General features: G+C 68.0%; 26 protein-coding genes. 10 read left to right on the top strand and 16 right to left on the bottom strand.

Annotation, left to right across the window (positions count from 1 at the left end; all coding sequences use genetic code 11):
- Nucleotides 1–9 precede the first annotated feature (9 nt).
- The 4 genes from lysA to argH all read right to left on the bottom strand — a co-directional run bounded on the left by lysA (nt 10) and on the right by argH (nt 3,385).
- Nucleotides 10–1,275: a diaminopimelate decarboxylase gene (gene lysA / locus R2601_RS07610; RefSeq protein ID WP_007796048.1), complete on the bottom strand. Its 1,266-nt coding sequence runs from the start codon at nt 1,273–1,275 to the stop codon at nt 10–12.
- 255 nt (nt 1,276–1,530) lie between these two features.
- Nucleotides 1,531–1,848: a DUF2834 domain-containing protein gene (locus R2601_RS07605; protein WP_007796047.1), complete on the bottom strand. Its 318-nt coding sequence runs from the start codon at nt 1,846–1,848 to the stop codon at nt 1,531–1,533.
- Entirely contained in the window at nt 1,845–1,997 is a 153-nt protein-coding gene (locus R2601_RS07600) for a hypothetical protein (protein ID WP_007796044.1), read from the bottom strand. The genes R2601_RS07605 and R2601_RS07600 overlap by 4 nt, the downstream gene beginning before the upstream one ends.
- Nucleotides 1,994–3,385, bottom strand: coding sequence for an argininosuccinate lyase (gene argH / locus R2601_RS07595; protein ID WP_007796040.1), 1,392 nt, complete (start codon nt 3,383–3,385; stop codon nt 1,994–1,996). Before argH ends, R2601_RS07600 begins: the two co-directional genes overlap by 4 nt.
- Nucleotides 3,386–3,406: 21 nt before the next feature.
- Between argH and R2601_RS07590 the strand changes: the two genes are divergently transcribed.
- Entirely contained in the window at nt 3,407–3,967 is a 561-nt protein-coding gene (locus tag R2601_RS07590) for a TlpA family protein disulfide reductase (protein ID WP_007796036.1), read from the top strand.
- A gap of 103 nt (nt 3,968–4,070) precedes the next feature.
- On the opposite strand, the gene R2601_RS07585 is transcribed toward R2601_RS07590, so the two are convergent.
- From R2601_RS07585 to pncA, 6 genes are all read right to left on the bottom strand, one after another.
- Complete coding sequence (locus R2601_RS07585; RefSeq protein WP_007796032.1) at nt 4,071–4,613, bottom strand: hypothetical protein; 543 nt, start codon at nt 4,611–4,613, stop codon at nt 4,071–4,073.
- A 278-nt stretch (nt 4,614–4,891) separates the two neighbouring features.
- The gene (locus R2601_RS07580; RefSeq protein WP_007796029.1) at nt 4,892–5,821 is read right to left on the bottom strand and encodes an extensin-like domain-containing protein; all 930 of its coding nucleotides are present in this window, start codon (nt 5,819–5,821) and stop codon (nt 4,892–4,894) included.
- 2 nt (nt 5,822–5,823) lie between these two features.
- Nucleotides 5,824–6,732 (bottom strand): prephenate/arogenate dehydrogenase family protein, encoded by a 909-nt coding sequence (locus R2601_RS07575; RefSeq protein WP_007796026.1) that lies wholly within the window; start codon nt 6,730–6,732, stop codon nt 5,824–5,826.
- Nucleotides 6,729–7,814 carry a histidinol-phosphate transaminase gene (gene hisC, locus R2601_RS07570; RefSeq protein WP_007796023.1) on the bottom strand — a complete coding sequence of 362 codons (1,086 nt, stop codon included), beginning with the start codon at nt 7,812–7,814 and terminating at the stop codon, nt 6,729–6,731. The genes R2601_RS07575 and hisC overlap by 4 nt, the downstream gene beginning before the upstream one ends.
- A 163-nt stretch (nt 7,815–7,977) precedes the next feature.
- Entirely contained in the window at nt 7,978–9,267 is a 1,290-nt protein-coding gene (gene pncB, locus R2601_RS07565) for a nicotinate phosphoribosyltransferase (RefSeq protein WP_007796020.1), read from the bottom strand.
- 101 nt (nt 9,268–9,368) lie between these two features.
- On the bottom strand, nt 9,369–9,962 hold the full coding sequence (gene pncA / locus R2601_RS07560; protein ID WP_007796017.1) for a bifunctional nicotinamidase/pyrazinamidase: 594 nt from the start codon (nt 9,960–9,962) through the stop codon (nt 9,369–9,371).
- 334 nt (nt 9,963–10,296) lie between these two features.
- Between pncA and trhO the strand changes: the two genes are divergently transcribed.
- Nucleotides 10,297–11,226 carry an oxygen-dependent tRNA uridine(34) hydroxylase TrhO gene (gene trhO / locus R2601_RS07555; protein WP_007796014.1) on the top strand — a complete coding sequence of 310 codons (930 nt, stop codon included), beginning with the start codon at nt 10,297–10,299 and terminating at the stop codon, nt 11,224–11,226.
- A gap of 10 nt (nt 11,227–11,236) precedes the next feature.
- On the opposite strand, the gene fliP is transcribed toward trhO, so the two are convergent.
- The 4 genes from fliP to fliF are packed head-to-tail and all read right to left on the bottom strand — an operon-like array spanning nt 11,237 to nt 14,488.
- Nucleotides 11,237–11,962, bottom strand: a complete 726-nt coding sequence (gene fliP / locus R2601_RS07550; protein ID WP_007796010.1) for a flagellar type III secretion system pore protein FliP — start codon at nt 11,960–11,962, stop codon at nt 11,237–11,239.
- Nucleotides 11,963–11,965: 3 nt separating this feature from the next.
- Nucleotides 11,966–12,253 carry a FliM/FliN family flagellar motor switch protein gene (locus R2601_RS07545; RefSeq protein WP_007796007.1) on the bottom strand — a complete coding sequence of 96 codons (288 nt, stop codon included), beginning with the start codon at nt 12,251–12,253 and terminating at the stop codon, nt 11,966–11,968.
- Entirely contained in the window at nt 12,246–12,851 is a 606-nt protein-coding gene (locus R2601_RS07540; protein WP_007796005.1) for a FliH/SctL family protein, read from the bottom strand. The genes R2601_RS07545 and R2601_RS07540 overlap by 8 nt, the downstream gene beginning before the upstream one ends.
- Nucleotides 12,848–14,488: a flagellar basal-body MS-ring/collar protein FliF gene (gene fliF / locus R2601_RS07535; RefSeq protein ID WP_007796003.1), complete on the bottom strand. Its 1,641-nt coding sequence runs from the start codon at nt 14,486–14,488 to the stop codon at nt 12,848–12,850. Before fliF ends, R2601_RS07540 begins: the two co-directional genes overlap by 4 nt.
- Before the next feature lie 110 nt (nt 14,489–14,598).
- Here fliF and R2601_RS07530 point away from each other — a divergent pair, with 110 nt between their 5' ends.
- The 3 genes from R2601_RS07530 to R2601_RS07520 are packed head-to-tail and all read left to right on the top strand — an operon-like array spanning nt 14,599 to nt 16,175.
- Nucleotides 14,599–15,147, top strand: coding sequence for a flagellar basal body-associated FliL family protein (locus R2601_RS07530; protein ID WP_007796001.1), 549 nt, complete (start codon nt 14,599–14,601; stop codon nt 15,145–15,147).
- A 12-nt stretch (nt 15,148–15,159) separates the two neighbouring features.
- A complete protein-coding gene (locus R2601_RS07525; RefSeq protein WP_007795997.1) occupies nt 15,160–15,513 on the top strand; it encodes a hypothetical protein in 354 nt (117 codons plus the stop codon).
- Nucleotides 15,510–16,175 (top strand): MotE family protein, encoded by a 666-nt coding sequence (locus R2601_RS07520; RefSeq protein WP_007795993.1) that lies wholly within the window; start codon nt 15,510–15,512, stop codon nt 16,173–16,175. The genes R2601_RS07525 and R2601_RS07520 overlap by 4 nt, the downstream gene beginning before the upstream one ends.
- Nucleotides 16,176–16,183: 8 nt before the next feature.
- Here R2601_RS07520 and trxC read toward each other — a convergent pair whose 3' ends face one another.
- On the bottom strand, nt 16,184–16,609 hold the full coding sequence (gene trxC / locus R2601_RS07515) for a thioredoxin TrxC (protein ID WP_040545210.1): 426 nt from the start codon (nt 16,607–16,609) through the stop codon (nt 16,184–16,186).
- 143 nt (nt 16,610–16,752) lie between these two features.
- Here trxC and R2601_RS07510 point away from each other — a divergent pair, with 143 nt between their 5' ends.
- On the top strand, nt 16,753–17,313 hold the full coding sequence (locus R2601_RS07510) for a L,D-transpeptidase (RefSeq protein WP_007795989.1): 561 nt from the start codon (nt 16,753–16,755) through the stop codon (nt 17,311–17,313).
- 197 nt (nt 17,314–17,510) lie between these two features.
- Entirely contained in the window at nt 17,511–17,714 is a 204-nt protein-coding gene (locus R2601_RS07505; protein ID WP_110740003.1) for a hypothetical protein, read from the top strand.
- Between the two features lie 31 nt (nt 17,715–17,745).
- Here the strand turns inward: R2601_RS07505 and R2601_RS07500 are convergent, their stop codons facing one another.
- Complete coding sequence (locus R2601_RS07500) at nt 17,746–18,432, bottom strand: arylesterase (protein WP_007795984.1); 687 nt, start codon at nt 18,430–18,432, stop codon at nt 17,746–17,748.
- Nucleotides 18,433–18,450: 18 nt separating this feature from the next.
- On the opposite strand from R2601_RS07500, the gene R2601_RS07495 reads away from it, so the two are divergent.
- From R2601_RS07495 to R2601_RS07485, 3 genes are all read left to right on the top strand, one after another.
- On the top strand, nt 18,451–19,143 hold the full coding sequence (locus R2601_RS07495) for an ABC transporter ATP-binding protein (protein ID WP_040544480.1): 693 nt from the start codon (nt 18,451–18,453) through the stop codon (nt 19,141–19,143).
- On the top strand, nt 19,140–21,665 hold the full coding sequence (locus tag R2601_RS07490) for an ABC transporter permease (RefSeq protein WP_007795977.1): 2,526 nt from the start codon (nt 19,140–19,142) through the stop codon (nt 21,663–21,665). The genes R2601_RS07495 and R2601_RS07490 overlap by 4 nt, the downstream gene beginning before the upstream one ends.
- 70 nt (nt 21,666–21,735) lie before the next feature.
- Nucleotides 21,736–22,564: inositol monophosphatase family protein (locus R2601_RS07485; protein WP_007795974.1), on the top strand; the 829-nt coding region annotated here is incomplete at its 3' end.

Raw genomic sequence — 22,564 nt, 5'->3', positions numbered from 1 at the left:
AGGAATGCCCTACAGCCACTCCGGAAGGCTATCGCGGTTTATGATTTCCTCAAAGCTCGGTCTCCGGCGGATGACAGCGAATTGATCGCCCTTCACCAGAACTTCTGGGATCAGTGCCCGCGTATTGTACTCGGAAGACATCACCGCGCCGTAAGCGCCGGCGGAGCGGAAGGCGACGAGATCGCCCGCCCCCAGCGCCGGCATCATCCGGCCCTTGGCAAAGGTGTCGCCGGATTCGCAGACCGGCCCCACGATGTCGAACGGGCTCTGCTCGAGTCCCGCTTCCGGTTCGATGACCGGCACGATGTCGTGATGCGCCTCGTACATGGCGGGGCGGATCAGGTCGTTCATCGCGGCGTCGAGAATCAGGAAGTTCCGCCCCTCGCCCTCCTTGAGGTAAATCACCTCCGAGACCAGGATGCCGGCATTGCCGGCGATCAGCCGGCCCGGCTCGATCTCGATCTCGCAGCCCAGATGGCCGAGCTCGCGCTCGATCATGGCACCGTATTCCACCGGCAGGGGCGGTGCCTCGTTGCTGCGGGTGTAGGGAATGCCCAGCCCGCCGCCAAGGTCGAGCCGGGTGATCTCGTGCCCGTCGCCGCGCAGCGCCTCGGTCAGCTCCGCGACCTTGCGATAGGCCATGGCGAAGGGCTCGAGTTCGGTGAGCTGCGAGCCGATATGCACGTCGATGCCCACGACCTTGAGCCCCGGCAGCGCCGCCGCCTCGGCATAGACCTCGCGGGCCTTGGCGATCGGGATGCCGAACTTGTTCTCGCTCTTGCCGGTGGCGATCTTGGCATGGGTCTTGGCGTCCACGTCCGGGTTGACCCGCACGGTGACCGGCGCCACCACACCCAGCTCCGAGGCCACCTCCGAGATCGCCCGCATCTCGGGCTCGCTCTCGATGTTGAACTGGCGGATGCCACCCTCGAGCGCGGTGCGGATCTCCGCGCGGGTCTTGCCGACGCCGGAGAACACGATGCGATCGCCGGGCACGCCGGCGGCCCGGGCCCGGGCGTACTCGCCGCCCGAGACCACGTCCATCCCGGCACCGGCCTCGGCCAGCGTCTTCAGGATGGCCTGGTTCGAGGCCGCCTTCATGGCATAGCAGACAAGGTGCGGCCCCCAGGCCAGCGCCTCGTCGAAGAGCCGGAAATGCCGCAACAGCGTGGCGGTGGAATAGACATAGACCGGCGTGCCGACCGCGGCGGCGATCTCGGCCACCGGCACGTCCTCGGCACAAAGCTGCCCGTCACGATAGAGAAAATGGTCCATACCGGCCTCCTGCGCTACAGGCGCCGCCATAGCGCAGCCCGACCGCTTTCACCAGCCCCAGCCAACCCTCGCGCGCGGTCTCCGGCCCCGCGCCGCGCCCCTGGCTTCTCTACGTTCCAAATACTCCAAATCCCGCCGCCACCACGAGGCCCCGCCCAAGGCAGAGGCGTCACGCCGACCACGGCCTCCGCGCCGGTGGCCGAAGGTCGCCGGCAAGACGACCAGCGCGCGCCCCGCAGGGCGCGCTCCGCTTCGTCAGACGGGCCGGGAGCGGAGCCAGAGATAGAGCGGCAATCCGCAGCTCACGCCGATCAGGAACGTTGCGGGAACAGCCCACAGCGCCTCCCAGTTGCGCCGCACCGCGACCTCGGCCAGCACCCAGAGCGTCAGCACCACGGCGCTGATCATCAGGTCCCAGGTCAGACCGGTGGTGGCGGCGTTGGCGAACCAGGCGTCGATCAAGCTGCCAGGGGACCAGCCGTTCCGCGCCAGCCAGCCCACGAAATACACCATCGGGTGCACCGCGCCCCAGAGCGCCAGCGCCAGCCAGAGATGGCGCAGCCGCAGGCTCACCGGCTGGAAATGCCGACCGACGCCGTGCCCGAGATCGACAGGCCCGGCGGCGGGGTCTCCGGTTCGGGCTCGGGCGCGACCGGCGCGCCTTCGGCGCCGCAGGCGGCAAGCAGGGCGACCAGACCGAGGCTCAGGACGACACGGATCATGCGAGGATCTCCTTCCAGCGGGCCACCTGCTCGCGCACGCGGGCAGGCGCGGTGCCGCCGTGACTCAGGCGGCTCGCCACCGAGTTATGCACACCCAGCACATCATAGATACCCTCGGTGATCGCACCGCTCACCGATTGCATCTCCTCGAGCGACAGGTCCGGCAGGTCGCAGCCCTTGCCCTCGGCCATCGCCACCAGCGATCCGGTGACGTGATGCGCGTCGCGGAACGGCAGGCCGGTCTCGCGCACCAGCCAGTCGGCGAGGTCGGTCGCGGTCGAAAAGCCGGCCGAGGCCGCGGCCTCGAGGTTGTCGACATTGGCCGACATGTCCTTGACCATGCCTTCCATGGCGGCCAGCGCCAGCATCAGGTTGTCGGCGGCGTCGAAGACCTGTTCCTTGTCTTCCTGCATGTCCTTGGAATAGGCCAGCGGCAGCCCCTTCATCACCGTCATCAGCGCCACGTTGGCGCCGAAGATGCGGCCGATCTTGGCGCGGATCAGCTCGGCGGCATCGGGATTCTTCTTCTGCGGCATGATCGAGGAGCCGGTGGAGAACCGGTCCGACAGCGCCACGAAGCGGAACTGGGCCGAGGACCAGATCACCAGTTCCTCGGCGAAGCGCGACAGGTGCATGGCGCAGATGCTGGCCGTGCTCAGGAACTCGAGCGCGAAATCGCGGTCCGAGACTGCATCGAGCGAGTTCGCGGTCGGGCGGTCGAAGCCCAGCGCCTCTGCGGTCATGTGGCGGTCGATGGCAAAGCCGGTGCCGGCCAGCGCCGCCGAGCCCAGCGGGCATTCGTTCATCCGCTTGCGCGCGTCGCGGACCCGGCTCAGGTCGCGGGCGAACATCTCGACATAGGCCAGCATGTGGTGGCCCCAGGTCACCGGCTGCGCGGTTTGCAGGTGGGTGAAGCCCGGCATCACCCACGCGGCGCCCGCCTCGGCCTGGTCGACCAGCGCCCGGATCAGCGCCAGCAGGCCCTGCTCGAAGGCGTCGAACTGGTCGCGGGTCCAGAGTTTGAAATCGGTCGCGACCTGGTCGTTGCGCGAGCGCGCGGTGTGCAGGCGGCCCGCCGGCTCGCCGACGATCTCCTTGAGACGGGCTTCCACGTTCATGTGGATGTCCTCGAGCGCGGTGGAGAATTCGAACCGGCCCTCCTCGATCTCTGACAGTACCGTGAGCAGACCTTCCCGAATGGTCTCGGCATCGCTATCACTGATGATGCCCGTGGCGGCAAGCATGGCGGCATGGGCACGAGATCCGGCGATATCCTGAGCCGCGAGCCGCTTGTCGAACCCGATCGAGGCGTTGATCGCCTCCATGATCGCGTCTGGACCAGCGGCAAAGCGGCCGCCCCACATCTGGTTCGAGGACTTGTCGGACATGGCATCACTCCGGGAGGGATCATGAGAAAACTGGCGCTTGCGCTCCTCTATACCGCCACCGCGGCGCTTGCAAATCCGGCGCTCGCCGATACCGGCGCCGCCGAGGCGCTGCGCGACGGCGACATGAAGAAGCTGAACTTCCATTCCGAGGCCAAGCCCGCCGGGACCGCAGCCTTCGAGACCTTCGAGGGCGAGCCGCTGGCGCTCTCGGACTGGCAGGGCAAATGGGTGCTGGTGAACTTCTGGGCCACCTGGTGCGCGCCCTGCCGCAAGGAAATGCCGGCGCTGGCGGCGCTGCAGGACGCGCTCGGCGGCGACAGTTTCGAGGTCGTCACCATTGCCACCGGGCGCAACCCGCCGCCGGCCATGCAGGAGTTCTTCGAGGAGATCGGCGTCGACAGCCTGCCGCTGCACCGCGATCCCGGTTCGGTGCTGGCGCGCGAGATGGGCGTGCTCGGCCTGCCGATCACGGTGATCCTGAACCCCGAGGGCGAAGAGGTCGCGCGGTTGCGCGGCGACGCGGAATGGGATTCCGAGAGCGCCCGTGCCGTGATCGGCGCGCTGATCGGCCCTGAAAGCTGATCACCCACCCGGACGTTGCGGGGCAGGCCCTTGCCCGCCCCGCACCTCTCGATACCTGGACGCCCCCTAGCGGGGACGTCCGGACTGTCACGGCGCCACGCGTCTAGCGCAGCGTCATCAGGATCCGTCGCGACAACGTGCTGCGGCCGCTCCGGTGATCCCTCTGCCATCCCGTCCTGGCGACGCCGAGCCCATCGAGCTCGAGCGCGCCGCTGGAGACCAGCCCGTCGAGCCCCCATTCCGTCCAGGCCAGGCCCAGAACCGTCTCGCGGGTCACCCGTCTGCGGGTTTCCCGAAAGCCGTCGGAATGGAGGATCACGAAGCTGCATGTCCCCAGCGTGCGGGCACAGCGGTGCGGTTCGTACTCGGTGACCTGCCCTTCGGCGGTCACGCTGCGCACCACCTCGCCCCGGTCATTGGTGTAGTAGCTGCCATGGTAGACCGGCGCGGTGCCCTTGCCCTCGTAGGTATCGAACCGGAACAGCCCGCCATCCCGGCCCTGCGCCACATGGGACAGGACCGGCCCACCCTGCTCTGCCATCACCATCACCGACCCCGGCGCCATGCGCCCGGTCTGCCAGGCGATATCCCCCGACAGCGGTGTGGCGGCCAGAACGACCGCGATGGACAGGACGAAGGCTCGCATTGGCCGTACGACTCCGGTTCAGCGGCCCCCACCGCAGCTCCGAGAATTTGACGAAAATCAGTCTCTTGGCAAGTGAACGCCACTTTTTCGCCTCAAATTATCAACTTGCCGGAACAATCCCCGCCCCGCCCGCAGCATCGTTTCTGAGCCGCCGGAAATCTCTCGCGATGAGGGAGCCCGGAGGGCCTGCGACGGACCGGTTCGCCATCTCGTGCAGCTCGACGATCATACCGTTCGGGTCCGGCCTGCGCCCGGACTTGAGGGACGGCCAAGCCGCGTCAGCGGCAGTAGGAGCCGCTGCGGTGGCGCGCGGTGTCGAAATGCAGGTGGTCGCGGTGATAACCGTCCGAGCCCGGCCCGAGCACCGTGCCGAAGGGCCCGCAGGCGGTGCGATGCATCTGCCGCAGCGCGCGCCCCTTGGCGCCACCGCCCCAGTCGCGCAGCACGCTGATCTCGGATCCATCACGCAACATCACGCCCGAGATGTCGATGGCGCGGCCCTTGCCGTGCTCGCTGATCTTGCCGCCGGGGCGATTGTTGCGGGTCCGGCAGGCGTAATGCGCGGCCACCCGGAGCCCCGCGACGCCGCCGCCCTGGCTGCCGACGGCGGGCTTCAGACCCTGCTCGATCCAGCGTTTCAGGGTCTTGGCGGTGGTGCAGTCCATCAGCGCCTGCTGGCTCAACGTGACCCCGGCCACCGAGCGCAGCTTCACCGCGTTCTCGATGCCGCAGGCAGAAATGCGGCCCGGCACGAATCCCACCTGCTGCCCCTGGATCGCAAGGTCGCCGCAGACCGCGCCGCGGGCGCGCTGCTGGCGCCGTGCCATGGCCTTCTCGACCATCGCCTTCGGTCGCAGCAGCGGCCGCAGCGACAGCGCGATGGCCTGCGGCGAGCGCGCGGCAAAGGCCTTGGCCCGGGCGATTCCGGCAGCGGCCTCCTCGGGCACGAAACCCGGCACACCCGCGGCGCGCAGATCCTGCGCCAACGCATCGCGGAACACGTCGGCCATCCCGGAGGGGCGCGCCTCGGGCCGGCGGCGCGACAGCGTACCGTCGGGAGCAGCACTGACGATGACGGCGGGCTGTGGCGCCGGGACCGCCTGAGCGACGGCCTCCCGTGCCAGCGGGCGCAGCGAGCGGTCGGGAGCGGAGGCAGGGGCCTGCGACGCAAGTGTCAGAAGACAGATCAGCGCCCAGAGCCCCCGCATGCTCATTCCTTCCGGATCCGGCCGAAGTCCGGCGCGTCGGTGTCCTGCCCGGCCTGCAGGATGCCGCGCCGGATCTCGCGCGTGTGGGTGAAGTAGTCGAACAGCGTGTCACCGTCGCCGGTGCGGATCGCCCGTTGCAGGGCGAAAAGCTCCTCGGTGAAGCGACCGAGGATCTCGAGCGAGGCTTCCTTGTTGGTCAGGAAGACATCGCGCCACATTGTCGGGTCCGACGCCGCGATGCGGGTGAAATCCCGAAAGCCTGCGGCGGAGAACTTGATCACCTCCTGATCCGACACCCGGCGCAGATCGTCGGCCACGCCCACCATCGTGTAGGCGATGAGGTGCGGCACGTGGCTCACCACGGCGCAGACCAGATCATGGTGCGCGGGCTCCATGCGCTGGGTGTTGGCGCCCAGCGCCTGCCAGTAGGTCTCGAGCGCCGCGGTCGCCTCTTCCGAAGCGCCATGCGGCACGATCAGGCACCAGCGGTTGTCGTAGAGCGAGGCAAAGCCCGACTCGGGGCCGGAATGCTCGGTGCCCGCCATCGGGTGGGCGGGAACGAAGTTCACGCCCTCGGGGATGTGCGGGCCGACCTCGTCGATCACCGCCTTCTTGACCGAGCCCACGTCGGTCACGGTGGCACCGGGCTTGAGATGCGGCGCGATGGCCTCGGCGACGCGGCCCATGGCACCCACCGGCACCGCCAGAACGATCAGGTCGGCATCCTTCACCGCCTCTTCGGCGCTGTCGCAGACCGTGTCGCACAGACCGATGCGGCGTGCGGTCTCGCGGGTCTCGCTGCTGCGGGCGTAGCCGGACACATGCGCCGCCATGCCGGCCCGCTTCATCGCCCAGTACATAGAGGACGCGATCAGGCCGAGACCGATCAGGGCGACCTTGTCGTAGCTCATCGGGCGCCTGCCTTGAACAGTCCGATGCAATGCGCCACGCGGCGGCACGAGGCCTCGTCACCCACGGTGATGCGTAGCGCCGCCGGCAGCTTGTAGCCGGTGACCCGGCGCACGATGATGCCCTGGCTCTGCAGGTAGGTGTCGCAGGCCCATGCTTCGTCGGGGCTGGTGAAGCGCGCCAGCACGAAATTCGCGGTCGAGGCATCGGAGGGCACGCCATGCTCGGCCAGCGCCTCGGCGAGCCATGCGCGCAGGCGGGAGTTGTCCTCGCGGCTCTTTTCCACATGCGCCGTGTCGCGGATCGCCGCCTCGGCGGCCACAAGGGCCACGTTCGACAGGTTGAAAGGCTGGCGGATGCGGGCCAGCACGTCGATGATCTCTTTCGGGCCGTAGCCCCAGCCGACACGCATGCCGCCCAGCCCGTAGAGCTTGGAGAAGGTGCGGGTCATCACCACGTTGCCGCGCGATTCGACCAGCTGCGCGCCGCCGTCGTAGCCTTCGACATATTCGGCATAGGCGCCGTCGAGCACGAGGATTGCCTGCGGCGGCAGGTTCTCGGCCAGCCGCTCGATCTCGGCCAACCCGATCATCGTGCCGGTCGGGTTGTTGGGGTTGGCGATGAACACCAGCTTGGTGCGGTCGTTGCAGGCAGCGAGGATGTTGTCGACCGAGACCACGCGCTCGGTCTCGGCCACCTCGATCGGCGTCGCACCGACCGCGTGGGCGAGGATCTTGTACATCGCAAAGCCGTGCTCGGTGTGGATCACCTCGTCGCCCTCGCCGGCATAGGCGTGGCACAGGAACTGCAACACCTCGTCGGAGCCCACGCCGCAGATGATGCGCGCGGCATCGAGCCCGTGCACCTCGGCGATGGCGGCGCGCAGCTCGGCATGATCGGTGGAGGGGTAGCGATGCATCTCGTGGACGACCCGCTTCACCGCCTCCTGTGCGGCGGGAGACGGGCCGAACGGGTTCTCGTTCGAGCTCAGCTTGACGACGTTCGACACGCCCGCGACGCTGGATTTCCCGCCCTCGTAGAGCGCGATTTCCATGATCCCGGGCTGCGGTTCGATACCAGCCATGATGCCACCTTACAGATACTGCCGCGCCCTTCTAGCCCGCACCTTGCGCCATGGCCAGCCTAGACCATGGCTGCGGTGCGGTGCGGCAAAATCTTTAGCTAAAGATTTTGAATTCACCGATGGGCTCGAAGAATTTTCGTACGAAAATTCTTGCGCGCGGGGATCAGACCACGACGTCGCGCCGCTCCTGCTCGCCGACCTCGAAGACCCGCTTGTAGCGCGCGATCTCGCTCTCGGGGCCCATCGCCTTGTTGGGATTGTCCGACAGTTTCACCGTCGGCCTGCCATTGGCGCTCACCGCCTTGCACACGAGGCTGAACGGCGCCAGCCGGTCATCGGGCGTGAGGCCGCGAAAATCGTTGGTCAGCAGCGTCCCCCAACCGAAGGAGACCCGGACCCGGCCAGCGAACTTGCGGGAGAGCTCGAGGATCTTCTCCTCGTCGAGCCCGTCGGAAAAGATCACCAGCTTCTGGGTCGGATCCTCGCCGCGCGTCTTCCACCAGTCGATCGCCGTTTCCGCGCCACGCTCGGGGTCGCCACTGTCGATGCGGATGCCGGTCCACCCCGCCAGCCAGTCCGGCGCGCGCTCGAGGAACCCCTCGGTGCCGTAGGTGTCGGGCAGGATGATGCGCAGGTTGCCCTCGTGTTCCTCGTGCCAGTCGGCCAGCACGTCATAGGGCGCACGGGCCAGCGCCGCGTCGTCTTCGGCCAACGCGGCATAGACCATCGGCAGCTCATGCGCGTTGGTCCCGATGGCCTCGAGATCGCGGTTCTTGGCGATCAGGCAGTTCGAGGTGCCGGTGAAGCGATCGCCCAGCCCCTCGCTCATCGCCTGCACGCACCAGTCCTGCCAGAGGAAGCTGTGCCGCCGGCGGGTGCCGAAATCGGCGATCTTCAGGCCCGGCTGGTCGCGCAGCCGCTCGATCTTCTCCCAGAGCTTGGCGGTGGCGCGGGCGTAAAGCACCTGAAGCTCGAACTTCTTCATGTCGTCGAGTACGGCGCGGCTGCGCAGTTCCATCAGCACCGCCAGCGCCGGGATCTCCCACAGCATGACCTCGGGCCAGGAGCCTTCGAAGGTCAGCTCGTACTGATCGCCGACGCGCTCGAGGAAATAGGGCGGCAGGCGCAGGTTCTCGAACCACTCCATGAAGTCGGGGCGGAACATCTGGCGCTTGCCATAGAACGTGTTGCCCCGGAGCCAGGTGCTCTCGCCGCGGGTCAGCGACAGCGAGCGGATGTGGTCGAGCTGCTCGCGCAGTTCTCCCTCGTCGATCAGCTTGGCGAGCGGCACGTGGTGCGAGCGGTTGATCAGGCTGAAGGTCACCTGCACGTCGGGGCGGTTGTGGAACACCGACTGACACATCAGCAGCTTGTAGAAATCGGTGTCGATCAACGAGCGGACGATCGGGTCGATCTTCCACTTGTGGTTCCAGACTCGGGTGGCGATTTCCACGGGCGTTTCCTCGTTCGCAACGTCGAAGCCCCTGATACGCCATCCTTGCCGAGGGGTCCAAGCGCTTTCTCGGACGGGATTTTCCGCCGTCGGATGTCGGATCAGGCCAGCGTGACGCCGGCCTCCTGCATCCCCGCCCGTGCCACCGCGAGCGAACCACCGAGGTCAATGCCGCGGCAGGCCGCCTCGCGTACAGTCACCTCGAAGCCGAGCGTCGCGGCATCCACGGCCGAGAAATTGACACAGAAATCCGTCGCAAGCCCGACCAGTGTCAGTCGGTCGATGCCGCGCGTGCGCAGATACCCCTCAAGCCCGGTCGGGGTCTCGTGGTCATTCTCGAAGAAGGCCGAGTAGCTGTCGATCCCGGGGCGGAAGCCCTTGCGGATGATCAGCTCGGCGCGGTCGGTGTCGAGCCGCGGATGGAACGCCGCGCCCAGCGAGCCCTGCACGCAATGATCGGGCCAGAGCACCTGCGGCCCATAGGGCATCTCGGTCATCTCGAGCGGCGCCTTTCCCGGGTGCTGGCTGGCAAAGGAGGAATGCCCCGCCGGGTGCCAGTCCTGCGTCAGGATCACCGCGTCGAACTCTGCCATCATGGCGTTGATCGGGGCGACGATCTCGTCTCCCCCGGTCACGGCGAGCGCGCCTCCGGGACAGAAATCGTTCTGGACGTCGATCACGACAAGCGCGTGCATGGCGGAGCCTCCTTGTGTCTTCGAGCAGACCCTGACCCCGCCCGGAGGCAGGGTCAAGGCGAGGCGATGCGCTCACTCCGCCACCGTAGGCGACGGCGCGCTTGGCCCAACGAAGGTCGTTGCAACCGCACCCCACGCGATCTTGGCGCCGCCCACTCCGGCCCTGCCTGCCCGGGTCGCGCGCGAAGTCGCGTCACCTCGCACGTGAAAGTTGCCTGGATCGCCTCGATTTTCCCCGCAAATAACCGCCGTTTGTCCGGACCCGCGCGCGCGGACCGGGGCGCGCCATCCTGTCCGCTTGCGCGCAGCGCGGGCTTGGGCCTATGTCTCGCCCATGTTTACGGTCTGCGCCCTCTATCACTTCACCCGCTTCGACGATCCGGACGCGCTGCGCGCGCCGCTGCTCGAGCTCTGTCACGCCCGGCAGGTCACCGGCACGCTGCTGCTGGCCGGCGAAGGCATCAACGGCACCATCGCCGGGCCGTGCGACGGCATCGACGCGGTGCTGGCGCATCTCCGCGCCCTGCCCGGCTGCGACGGGCTCGAATGGAAGCTCTCGACGGCGCAGGAGCGGCCCTTCGCCCGGATGAAGGTCCGGCTGAAGCGCGAGATCGTCACCATGGGCCAGCCCGATGTCGATCCCCGCGCCAGGGTCGGCCATTATGTCGAGCCCGCCGACTGGAACGCACTGATCCGCTCGCCCGACGTGGCGGTGATCGACACGCGCAACGATTACGAGGTCGCCATCGGCACCTTTGAGGGCGCCGTAGACCCGCAGACCGAGAGCTTCCGCGATTTCCCGGCCTGGTGGGAGGAGAACAAGGAGCGCTTCCACAACAAGCGCATCGCGATGTTCTGCACCGGCGGCATCCGCTGCGAGAAATCCACCAACTGGCTGATGAGCCAGGGGGTCGAGGAGGTCTATCACCTCAAGGGCGGGATCCTGAAATACCTCGAGGAGGTGCCGGCGGAGGACAGCAGCTGGCAGGGCAGCTGCTTTGTCTTCGACGGCCGCGTCTCGGTCGAGCACGGGCTACGCGAGGGGCCGCACCTGCTGTGCCACGCCTGCCGCCGTCCGATCCTGCCCGGGGATCGCGACCGCCCCGAATACGAGCACGGTGTTTCCTGCCATCTCTGCATCGACGAGACCTCCGACGAGGACAAGGCCCGCTTCCGCGAGCGCCAGAAGCAGATCGCGCTGGCCCGCGCCCGCGGCGAGCGCCACCTGCACGCGGACGTGCCCGATGACGCCCCCGAGCTCTGAGTTTGCGACGCTAGAAGTAACTTCGCACTAGCGCACCGGCGAGCAGTGACCAGCCGTCGGCAATGACGAAGAAGGCCAGCTTGAACGGCAGCGACACGATCGCTGGCGGCACCATCATCATGCCCATCGACATCAGGATCGCGGCGACCACGAGGTCGATGATCAGGAAGGGCAGGAAGATCAGGAAACCGACCTGGAACGCCCGCGCGATCTCGGACAGCATGAAGCTGGGGATCAGCAGCGACAGCGGCGCCTCGGGCCGAAGCGTCTCTCCCGAGGCATCGGGGCGCAGGTCCGCCATGCTGGAGAACGTGTTGGCGTCGGTGCGCCCGGCCATGAAGCCACGGAACGGCACCAGCGTACGCTCCACCCCCTCCTCGACGCTGATCTCCTCGTCGATGAGCGGCCTGAGCCCGTCCTGCCAGGCTGCGGTGAAGGTCGGCTCCATGACGAAATAGGTGAGGAACAGCGCCAGGCTGACGATCAGCATGTTGGGCGGCGACTGTTGCAGCCCCACCGCTTGGCGCAGGATGGCGAGCACGGTGACAAGGAACGGAAAGCAGGTCACCATGATGGCGATGCCCGGCGCGAGGCTGAGCAGGGTGATCAGCGCGATAAGCTGGAGCGAGGTCGCGGTGAGCGAGCCGCCTCCGCCGAGGTCGAGCCGCAGTTCCTGCGCCGTGGCCGCCGTGGACAGGGCAATGAGGATCAGCGCCGAAAGGGCCGCGCGCCACATCCTTCAGGTCGGGCTCCGGAAATCCACGACCTCGGTCAGCCGCACCGCGAGCTGCCCGTTCTCGCCACCATCGACCACCTCGAGCGCGCCGATGCCGATCAGCCGGTCGCCGACATAGAGCTCGACCGGATCCTCGAGCCGCTTGTCCAGCGTCAGCACCGAACCGGCCCCCAGCTTCAAAAGGTCTCGCACCAGCGGTCTGGCCCGTCCGACCGAGACGGTGATTTCGATCGGCACGGCGGTGAAGGGCGTTGCGCCCTCCGGGCGTGCGGTTTCGCTCTGCTCAGCCATGCGCGGCCTTCCTCCGATTGTCCTGCACGAATCCCTGTACGGCTTCGGCGACTTCGCGGGCGAGGCCACCGAGATCGACCTGCGTCTCGCTCTCGCCGAAGCGGATGTCGGCCTGACCCTCGGCGAGGGTCGGATCCTCGACGAGGCTCAGCGGGAACCCGAAATCCGCTTCGATCAGCGGCGCCACCGCCTCTCCCCCGCCCGGAGCCACCGCGATGACCACGTCGAGCCGGCCGATGTCGGCCGCCATGGCGCGAAGCTGCTCTGCGAGATGCAGCCCGAGCGTCTGGTGCAGCGCGGCGGGCAGCAGCTTGACGACGACCTCTTCCAGCAGCGGCGAGATGGCGTTTAGAACCTGGTTGCAGGCCTCGTGGTAGGTGAAGGAGAGATCCTGCAGGTTCTGCGCGAAATCGCTCGAGATGCGCGACTGGTCGTCGCTCTGCGCCTTGATCGCATCGTCCCAGCCGGCACGATACCCGCCGTCGAAGCCTTCGAGCTTGGCAGCCTCCAGCGCGCCTTCGTCCGGCACCGCGACGGACGGGCGGCCGCCGGCCCGCGCGGCCCCGAAATCTTCGAGAAACGCCGCCAGGCCGGTCATTGCACCTCCTCCGTCCGGTCCTCGCCGTCATCGAGCCAGCTGCGCAGGATCTCGACCGTCTCGCTCTTGCGCTCTTCGATCAGGCCGCGCAGGCGATCGACCGGGTCTTCCTCGGCCGGGCTGTCGAAATCGACCATGCCCATGCCGCCGAAATCGCCGCCACCGCCCAGCGCTGGCAAGCCGCCGAAATCTCCATCGTCGATCTCGCCGTCGAGTGCAGCCCCGCCCGGCTCGACCCCACCTCCGGGCAACGCCAGCGCGCCGTCGGTTGCGCCGGGCAGCGCCGCCTGTGCCGGAGCGGTGAGGATCGGGCGCACCACGAACAGCCCGAGGATCAGCGCCACCACCGCGAGCACCCCGATCTGGATCAGCGTCATCGGGTCGAGCGGCATGCTGAACCACCCCGGCTCGACCGGGCCGGTGCCCAGCCCCTCGGGGCGTTCGAACGGCATCGAGCGAATGGTGATCGCGTCACCGCGCGCCTCTTCGAAACCCACGGCCGAGGCAACCAGATCGCGCAGCGCCGCAAGCTCTCCCTCGGGCAACGGCACGAACTGCTCCGCCCCGTCGGCGCCGGCGGCCAGTGTGCCGTTCACCAGCACCGCCACGGTCAGCCGCTTGATGGCGCCGGGCATGCGGGTGACCTCGCGCATGGTCTCGGAGACCTCGTAATTCACCCGCTCGCGGGTTTCGCTGCTCTGGCTTTGCGAGCTGTCTCCGCCCCCGGCCTCGCCATCCGGCAGGTTGGAGGCGACACTCACGTCGCCGCCACCGCTGTCCTGGGAACTGCTGCTCTCTTCCTCGGTATCGGTCGAGATCACCACCCGGCCCTCGGGATCGAACTGTCTTTGGCGGATGGTCTCGCTTTCGGTGACGGTGTCGACGCTGACCTCGACCACCGCGTTGCCGAGCCCGACCCGTGCCTCGACCAGGCGCTGCACCCGGTCGCGCAGCAGCGCGGCGCGATCCTCTGCCGTCGGCCCGGCGCCGCTGTCATCCTCGGCGCCGATGAGGCCGCCCTTGCCGTCGATCACTGCCACATCCTCGGGCATCAGCCCCGGTACCGCGGACGCCACGAGGTATTTCAGCGCCCGCGCCTGCACCGGCGACAGGACGTCACCATTCGTCGTGACCGAGATCGAGGCCGAGGGCGAGACATCCCGCTGGAAGGGATTCGCGGTAGAATTGGCGATATGGACCCGCGCGGTGGCAATGTAGGGGCTGGCGACGATGGTGCGCGCAAGCTCCCCTTCCTTGGCGCGCCAGTAGGCGGCATCGAACATTTGCGACGTCGTGCCGAAGCCCGAAAGCCCGTCGAGCAGTTCGTAGCCTTGGTTGGAATTGGCCGGCAGCCCCTCGCTCGCCAGGGTCATGCGCAGCGAATCGCGCTGCATATCGGGCACAAGGATCGCACCGCCGCGCACCTCATAGGGGATACCGCGCGCCTCCAGCGCCGCGACGACCTCGCCGGCGGCGCCCTGTTCGAGGCCAGCATAAAGCAATGCCATAGACGGCTGAGACGCCATGCGTCCCATGGCCAGAACCGCGGCGATCGTCGCCAGCGTCGCGGCGATCACCAGCACCCGCCGGCGCCCCCCAAGAGACCCCCAGATTGTCGCCAGCTGCTGCAAGACCATCCTCCGTTCCGACCGTTCTGCCCGGTGCGCCCATCTTTGGGGCATCAGACTTAACAATCGGTTAGTTCCTGTGCGGCTATAACCACGGCGGATTGAACGAGAGGTCCGCCATGACCGATGCCACGGCCGACGCCCCCGCCGAGGACGAGGGCACGCCGAAAAAGAAGGGATCGAAGCTGCCGATGCTGATCGGGCTGGTGCTGGCGCTCGCCGGCGGCGGCGGCGGCTTCTACGCGGCCTGGTCCGGGCTGTTGCCGTTCGGTGGCGGCCACGCCCCGGCAGAGGAGGCCCATGGCGAGGGCGGTCAAGGTGCAGCCGGCGGTCATGGCGGCGACCCCGCCCTGCCGCTGCCCGACACCAATGTCGCCTTCGTCGAGCTGGAGCCGCTGGTCATCTCGATGGGAACGATCGCCGAGCTTCACCACCTGCGGTTCCGCGCCAGCCTCGAGGTGCCGCCGCAATACGTGGCCGAGGTCGAGACCCTGACACCGCGGGTGATCGACGTGCTCAACAGCTATCTGCGGGCCTTGCGCCCCTCGGATATCGAGGCGCCGGGCGCACTGATCCGCCTACGCTCGCAGATGCTGCGGCGAATCCAGATGGTCGCCGGCGAGGATCGCATTCGCGACCTGCTGGTGATGGAATTCGTGCTGAACTGAAGGGGGACCGGAATGAACTTGATCGCCGATATCCTGCTTGCCGCCGGGGCGCTCGGCGCCGGCTTCTACTGCTTCGTCTTGTCGCGCCGCCTGTCGCGCTTCACCGATCTCGAGAACGGCGTCGGCGGTGCCGTCGCGGTGCTGTCTGCGCAGGTCGACGATCTCACCCGCACGCTCGGGGCGGCGCAGAGCACGGCGGGCGAATCGACCGTCCGGCTCGAAACGCTCACCGCGCGCGCAGAGGATGCCGCCAAGCGGCTCGAACTCATGCTCGCCTCGTTGCATGACCTGCCGGAACAGCCGCCTCCGCCCTCGCGGGAGGAGGCCGAGCCGAGGTTTGTCCGCCATCCCGGAGGGTCGCGATGAAGTTCGCCCGGAAAAGAACCACCCCCCCCAGAACCCGCCGCAGCATCGGCGTGCTCGCGGTGATCGGCGGGCTGCTGATCGCCTCGGCGCTGGCGCGCATCGGGATGCAGGCGGGCGCTGCGCTGGCGCTTGAAACAAGCGATTCGGAGCCCCGTACCGAAGCCCCGTCCAACGAGTCCGCGATGCAGGAGCCCGGCGGACAAGCTGCTCCGGCGCAGAGCGCAGAGGCCGCGTCTGCCGGCTGCCCGGTTGCCTCGGATATCGGACCCATCCTCGACGCGCTGAAGACCCGGGAAGAGCGGGTCAGCAAGCGCGAATCGGATCTTCGGGCCCGCATGCAGGCCCTGTCGGTCGCAGAGGCCGAGATCGATCGCCGGATGACCGCCATGGAAGAAGCCGAGCGTCGCCTGCGCGAGACGCTGGCCGTTGCCAAGACCGCCGCCGAGGATGACGTTGCGCAACTGACGCAGGTCTATGCCACGATGAAGCCCAAGCAGGCCGCGGCCCTGTTCGAGGAAATGGAGCCGGATTTCGCCGCCGGCTTCCTCGGACGGATGCGCCCCGATGCGGCGGCGGCGATCATGGCCGGGCTCAGCCCGCAGAAGGCCTACACGATCAGCGTCATGCTCGCCGGCCGCAACGCCGGGGCGCCACGCGAATGAGCCGGTCGTCAGCCGGCGCCAATCGCAAAGGCCTCGATCTGCGCTGCCGGCAAAGCGCCGGACTGGCGCGCTGCCTCGCGGCCCGAGCGGAACGCGATCAGCGTTGGAATTCCCCTTATGCCAAAGGCACTTGCCGCCGCGGGATGGGCCTCGGTGTTGACCTTCACCAGCCGCGCGCGCCCTGTCATCGCCTTCGCCGCCTTGGAAAACTCGGGCGCCATCATCCGGCATGGGCCGCACCAGGGCGCCCAGAAGTCCACCACCAGGGTCATGCCGTCATTGCGAATCGCCTTGGAGAGCGTCTCTGCATCGATCTCGCGGGCCTTGCCTTCGACAAGCGCCGCACCGCAAGTGCCGCATTTCGGGCCAGCCGAAAGGCGGTCTTCGGGAACGCGGTTTGTCTGACCGCACTCGAAACACACAAGTTTGACCATGGCTCGCTCCCACATTACATTCATCATGTGCTATATGTGATCCCCACGCCATTGTGACAATCCCCCGTGGAAACACATCATTGCTTTCACGTTGGAGGTGATGAGAATGAGACCGCTGTCCAAATGAGATCCGAGTATTGCCAATGATCACCCGTCGCAAATTCGTCGCCAGCGCCGCGGCCGGCACCGCTCTCGCCGCCGCAGCGCCCGCCCTCGCTTTCGAGGTCGATCCGAAATTCCGGCCCCAGCAGGTCGGCATCAAGAACACCCTGTCCGCGGGACAGATCCTGATCCTTCCGCGCGCGCACTTCCTGTACTACGTCACCGCGCCCGGCCAAGCGATCCGCTACGGGGTCGGTGTCGGTCGTGCCGGGCTCGAATTCACTGGCGATGCGATCATCCAGGTCAAGAAGGAATGGCCCACCTGGCGCCCGACCAACGAGATGATCGAACGCGAGCCGCAGAGCTACAGCAAGTTCATCGACAACGACTATGTCCAGCCCGGCGGTCCGAGCAACCCTCTGGGCGCCCGCGCGCTCTACCTGTTCCAGAACGGGCGTGACACGTATTTCCGGATCCACGGCACGACTGCGCCGGAATCGATCGGCCGCTCGGTATCGAACGGGTGCATTCGCATGCTGAACGAGCACGTGATCGACCTCTACAACCGCGTGCCCGTCGGAACACCGGTGACGGTTCTTTAACGCCCTGAGATCCTGTCACGATCCTGCCTCAAGCGGCGCGCCATCTGGCGCGCCGCTTTACGTTGGAACACCTTAAGGTTGTGCAGTCATCGGGAATTGGTCTGTTATGGCCGTGGCCCGGCCACATTCCCGCCGGATTCGGAGCGCTACATACCCCCACGACAAGGTAATCAGGACCGACTTTTAAGGAGTGTCAGATGGCGGTAATTGCAATTCTCATGGGCAGCGTTCTTGGCCTGATCGGAGCTCTCACCAGCTGGCTCGCCTTCGATGTCTCCTTCGGCTCTGCCGTCCTGCTCTACTTTGCGACCGCCCTCAGCTTCGGCCTGCTGCCGGTGATCTCGGCCGCCCTGCGCGGCAATGATGACAGCCGCGCACTCGCTCCGACGCCGGCGCAGTAAGCCCCAGCCCGACACGCGCAGCCAGCGGCGCTCAGTCGCCGCTCTGGATGCGCGAGATAAGCTCTTCGACCGAGGGCCCCATCGCCTCGACGATCAGAGCCACCCCGTCGGCATTCGGATGAATGCCGTCCCCCTGCATCATCCCCGCCGCGTTCTGCGGCGTGCCGCCTTCGGGCAGAATGCCCCGGAAGAAATTCGGAAAATACAGCGTGTCGTATTCCTCGGCGAGCTCGGGATAGATCGCGTCGAACCCCGCCTTGTAGTCGGGGCCGTAATTGCCCGGCGCCGTCATCCCCACCAGCAAGACCTCGATCTCCTGTGCCTCGGCAACCTCGAGAATCCCCTCGAGATTGGCGCGCGACGTCTCGGGCGGCAGCCCGCGCAGCAGGTCGTTGCCGCCAAGCGCCACGATCATGCCCTCAATCTCCGGGGTCAGAGACCACTCCACCCGAGACAGACCACCCGCCGTCGTGTCTCCCGACACGCCGCCGTTGACCAGCCGCACATCATGGCCGCGCTCGGCCAGCCACGCCCGCATCTGAGGCACGAAGCCTTCATCCTCGATCAGACCGTAGCCCTGGGTCAGGCTATCGCCGAGCGCCAGGAGATGCACCGTTTCAGCCCGCGCAGGCAGCGCCACGATTGCGCATAGCATCAACGTGACGGCCAGCGTCTTGCTGCGCCATGCACGCAGCCCATATGTAAGCGAACGCATCATTTTCCCGGACGCCCCTTCATGCCTGATCGAGTCATTGCCCTGAAAGATGTCACACTCAGCCTGCGCGGCAATGCCGGAATGGTGGAAATCCTCCATGGCATCACGCTCGAGGTGGAAAAGGGCGAGACGCTGGCGCTGATCGGGCCGTCGGGCAGCGGCAAGTCCTCACTGCTGATGGTGATGGGCGGGCTCGAGAGCGCAACCTCGGGCACGGTCTCGGTTCTGGGCAGCGACCTGACCGCGATGGACGAGGACCGCTTGGCGCGCTTCCGCCGCGATCACATGGGCGTGGTGTTCCAGAGCTTCAACCTGATCCCCACCATGACCGCGCTGGAAAACGTCGCAACCCCTCTGGAGCTTGCCGGCGACCGCGAGGCCTTTGCCAAGGCCGAGGCCGAGCTCGAGGCGGTGGGGCTGGGCCACCGCGCCGACCATTACCCGGCGCAGATGTCGGGCGGCGAGCAGCAGCGCGTGGCGCTGGCCCGCGCCTCTGCGCCGCGCCCCGACATCCTGCTGGCCGACGAGCCGACCGGCAATCTCGACGGCAAGAACGGCGATGCGATCATGGACCTGCTCTTTGGTCTGCGCGACCGCCACGGCGCCACGCTGGTGCTCGTCACCCACTCCAACACCCTCGCGCAGCGCTGCGACCGGGTGGTGCGGCTGACCGACGGCACTGTCGCCGGCGAGGTGGCGAGGGCCGCCGAATGAGCCTTGCCATCTCGGCCCGCTTCGCCCGCCGCGAGCTGCGCGGCGGCTTGCGCGGCTTCCGCATCTTCCTAGCCTGCCTGACCCTTGGCGTGGCCGCCATCGCCGGCGTCGGCTCGGTGCGCTCGGCGATCCAGGCCGGGCTGGCCGATCAGGGTGCCATCCTGCTGGGCGGCGACGCGCAGGCGGAATTCACCTACCGCTTCGCCTCGGAAGAAGAGCTGGCCTGGCTCGAGGGCATCTCGACGGCGCTGTCGGAGATCACCGATTTCCGCTCCATGGCGGTGGTCGACACCGAGGCCGGCTCGGAACGCGGGCTAACGCAGATCAAATCCGTCGACGACGCCTATCCCCTGCTGGGCGAGATGGTGCTCGATCCGCCGATGCCGCTGGCGCAGGCGCTCGACGGGGCCGAGCATCCGGGCGCAGTGATGGCGCCGGTGCTGGCCGATCGGCTGGGCCTCGCCCCCGGTGACAGCTTCCGCCTCGGCACGCAGGACTTCACCCTCAGCGCCACCATCGTCACCGAACCCGACGATGCCGGCGACGGCTTCGGCCTCGGTCCGCGCACGCTGGTGCGCACCTCCGCCCTCGACGGCTCCGGCCTGCTGGCTCCCGGCTCGCTCTACGAGACCGAGTACCGCATGCTGCTGCCCGAAGGTGCCGATCTCGACGCGCTCAAGGCGCAGGCCGAGGAGCGCTTCCGCGACACCGGCATCCGCTGGCGCGACGCCCGCAATGGCGCGCCGGGCGTGGCGCGGTTCGTCGACCGGCTGGGCAGCTTTCTCGTGCTGGTCGGGCTCTCGGGCCTCGCGGTGGGTGGCATTGGCGTCTCGGCGGCGGTACGCTCCTACCTCGCGCGCAAGACGCCGGTGATCGCCACCCTGCGCACGCTCGGTGCCAGCCGCAGCGTGATCTTCCAGACCTATTTCCTGCAGATCGGCGCGCTGAGCCTGCTTGGCATCGCGCTCGGTCTGATCCTCGGCGCCGGGGTGCCGCTGATCTTCGCCCCGCTCATCACCCAGTCGCTGCCGATCCCGGTGCTCTTCACGCTCTACCCGGGCCCCTTGGCCGAGGCGGCGATCTACGGCGTGCTGACAGCGTTGCTCTTCACGCTCTGGCCCCTCGCCCGTACCGAGGAGGTGCGCGCCGCCGCCCTCTTTCGAGACGCGCTCGACAGCGCCCGCGCCCTGCCCGCCACGCGCTACCTGATCGCCACCGCGCTGCTGATCGCGCTGCTCGTCGGCGTGGCGATGCTGTTCTCCGGCGATCCCCGCATCACGCTCTGGACCGCCGGCGGCATCCTCGGCGCGCTGCTGATCCTCGCGGTCGCCGCCACCGGCATCCGCGCGCTTGCCCGCCGTGCCACCGGTGCCGCCCGCGGCCGCCCGGTCTGGCGCTGGGCGCTCGGCGCCATCGGCGGCCCGCGCGAGACCGCGGCCTCGGTGGTGCTGTCGCTGGGGCTGGGGCTGTCGGTGCTCGCCGCCATCGGCCAGATCGACGGCAACCTGCGCGCCGCGATCAACCGCGACCTGCCCGAGATCGCGCCGTCCTACTTCTTCGTCGACATCCAGCCCGGCCAGATCGACGGCTATCTCGCACGGCTCGAGGGCGACGAGGCGGTGAGCCGGGTCGACACCGCCCCGATGCTGCGCGGCGTGATCACCGAGATCAACGGCGTCGACGCGCAACAGGTGGCGGGCGATCACTGGGTGGTGCGCGGCGATCGTGGCATCACCTATGCCGCGCAACCGGACGCGCGCACCATCATCACCGAAGGCGAATGGTGGCCCGAGGACTATGACGGTCCGCCGCAGATCAGCTTCGCCCGCGAGGAGGCCGAGGAGATCGGCCTCGCCCTGGGCGACGAGATCACCTTCAACGTGCTCGGCCGTGACATCACCGCCACCATCACCAGCTTCCGCGACGTGGATTTCTCCACCGCCGGCATCGGCTTCGTGATGACGCTCAACCCTGCCGCCCTGCAGGGCGCGCCGCACACCTTCATCTCCACCGTCTACGCCGAGCCCGAGGCCGAGGCCCAGATCCTGCGCGATCTTGCGTCCAGCTATCCCAACATCACCGCGATCCGCGTCAAGGACGCCATCGACCGGGTGGCCGAGCTGCTCGAAGGCGTCGGCAGCGCCATCCGCTGGGGCGCCGCGGCCACCCTGCTCACCGGCTTCCTGGTGCTGATCGGCGCGGCGGCGGCGGGCGAGGGGGCGCGCACCTACGAGGCGGCGGTGCTCAAGACGCTGGGCGCCAGCCGTGCCCGCATCCTTCAGAGCTTTGCCCTGCGCTCGGCGCTGCTCGGCGCGGGCGCCGGGGTGGTGGCGCTCGGCGCGGGCATCCTTGGCGGCTGGGCGATCAGCCGCTTCATCATGGAGACCGAGTTCACCGTGATGTGGCCCTCGGCGCTCGGCATCATCGCCGGCGGCGTCATCGCCACGCTGCTGGCCGGGCTCGGCTTCGCCTGGCGGTCACTTTCCGCCCGTCCGGCGCGGGTTCTGCGGGCGCGCGAATAGGCCGCCTTGCACCCCCGCGCCGCGGCTGGCACAGCCTTGCGCAACTTCTGGCTGACAAAGGACCCGACCGATGAGCGACACCCTCCCGATGCCGGTCTCGACCCTGAGCAAGGCGCAGCGCAGCTCGATCCTAAACCTCGTGCGCCGCGCCGCCCGCGCCGAGATCCTGCCCCGCTTCCGCAATCTCGAGAGCGGCGAGATCGATCAGAAGAAAAGCCACCAGGACCTGGTGACCGAGGCCGACCGCGCCGCCGAGCGGATGATCGCCCGCGGCCTGCTGGCATTGTTCCCCAACGCGCTGATCATCGGCGAAGAGAACGTGGCCGACCACCCCGAGGTGCTCGACAAGGTCGCCGATGCCGAGCTTGCCTTCACCATCGACCCGGTCGACGGCACGTGGAACTACGCCCACGGGCTCACCACCTTCGGCGTCATCGTCTCGGCGCTGCGCTTCGGCACCCCGGTCTTCGGCCTGATCTACGATCCCGTCATGGACGACGTGGTGCTGGGCGAGACCGGTGGCCCGGCCGAGCTGGTCATGCCGAAACGCCGCAAGCGCCGCACGCTCTCGGTCTCCGCCGGCGGCCCGGTCGAGAACCTGCAGGGCTACCTGCCGCTCTACATGCTGCCCGCCGACAAGCAGGCCGAGATGGCCGCGCTGCTGCCCCGGTTCGAGCGCGTGCTGTCGCTGCGCTGCTCGGCGCACGAGATGCGCATGCTGGCACAGGGCCACGTGGATTTCGTGCTCTCCGCCGGGCTCACGCCCTGGGATCACGCCGCTGGCGCCCTGCTCTGCCATGCGCCGGCGGTCATGTCGCCATGCTCGACGGCTCCGAGTACAACGCCGCCAAGCGCGAGGCTACTGCTCTGCGCTCGACCCGCCACTGGGGCGCATCGCG

Origin of the sequence: Salipiger bermudensis HTCC2601 (assembly GCF_000153725.1) — a bacterium.
GTDB lineage: Bacteria > Pseudomonadota > Alphaproteobacteria > Rhodobacterales > Rhodobacteraceae > Salipiger > Salipiger bermudensis.
This window is presented reverse-complemented; position numbering and strand designations above follow the sequence as displayed.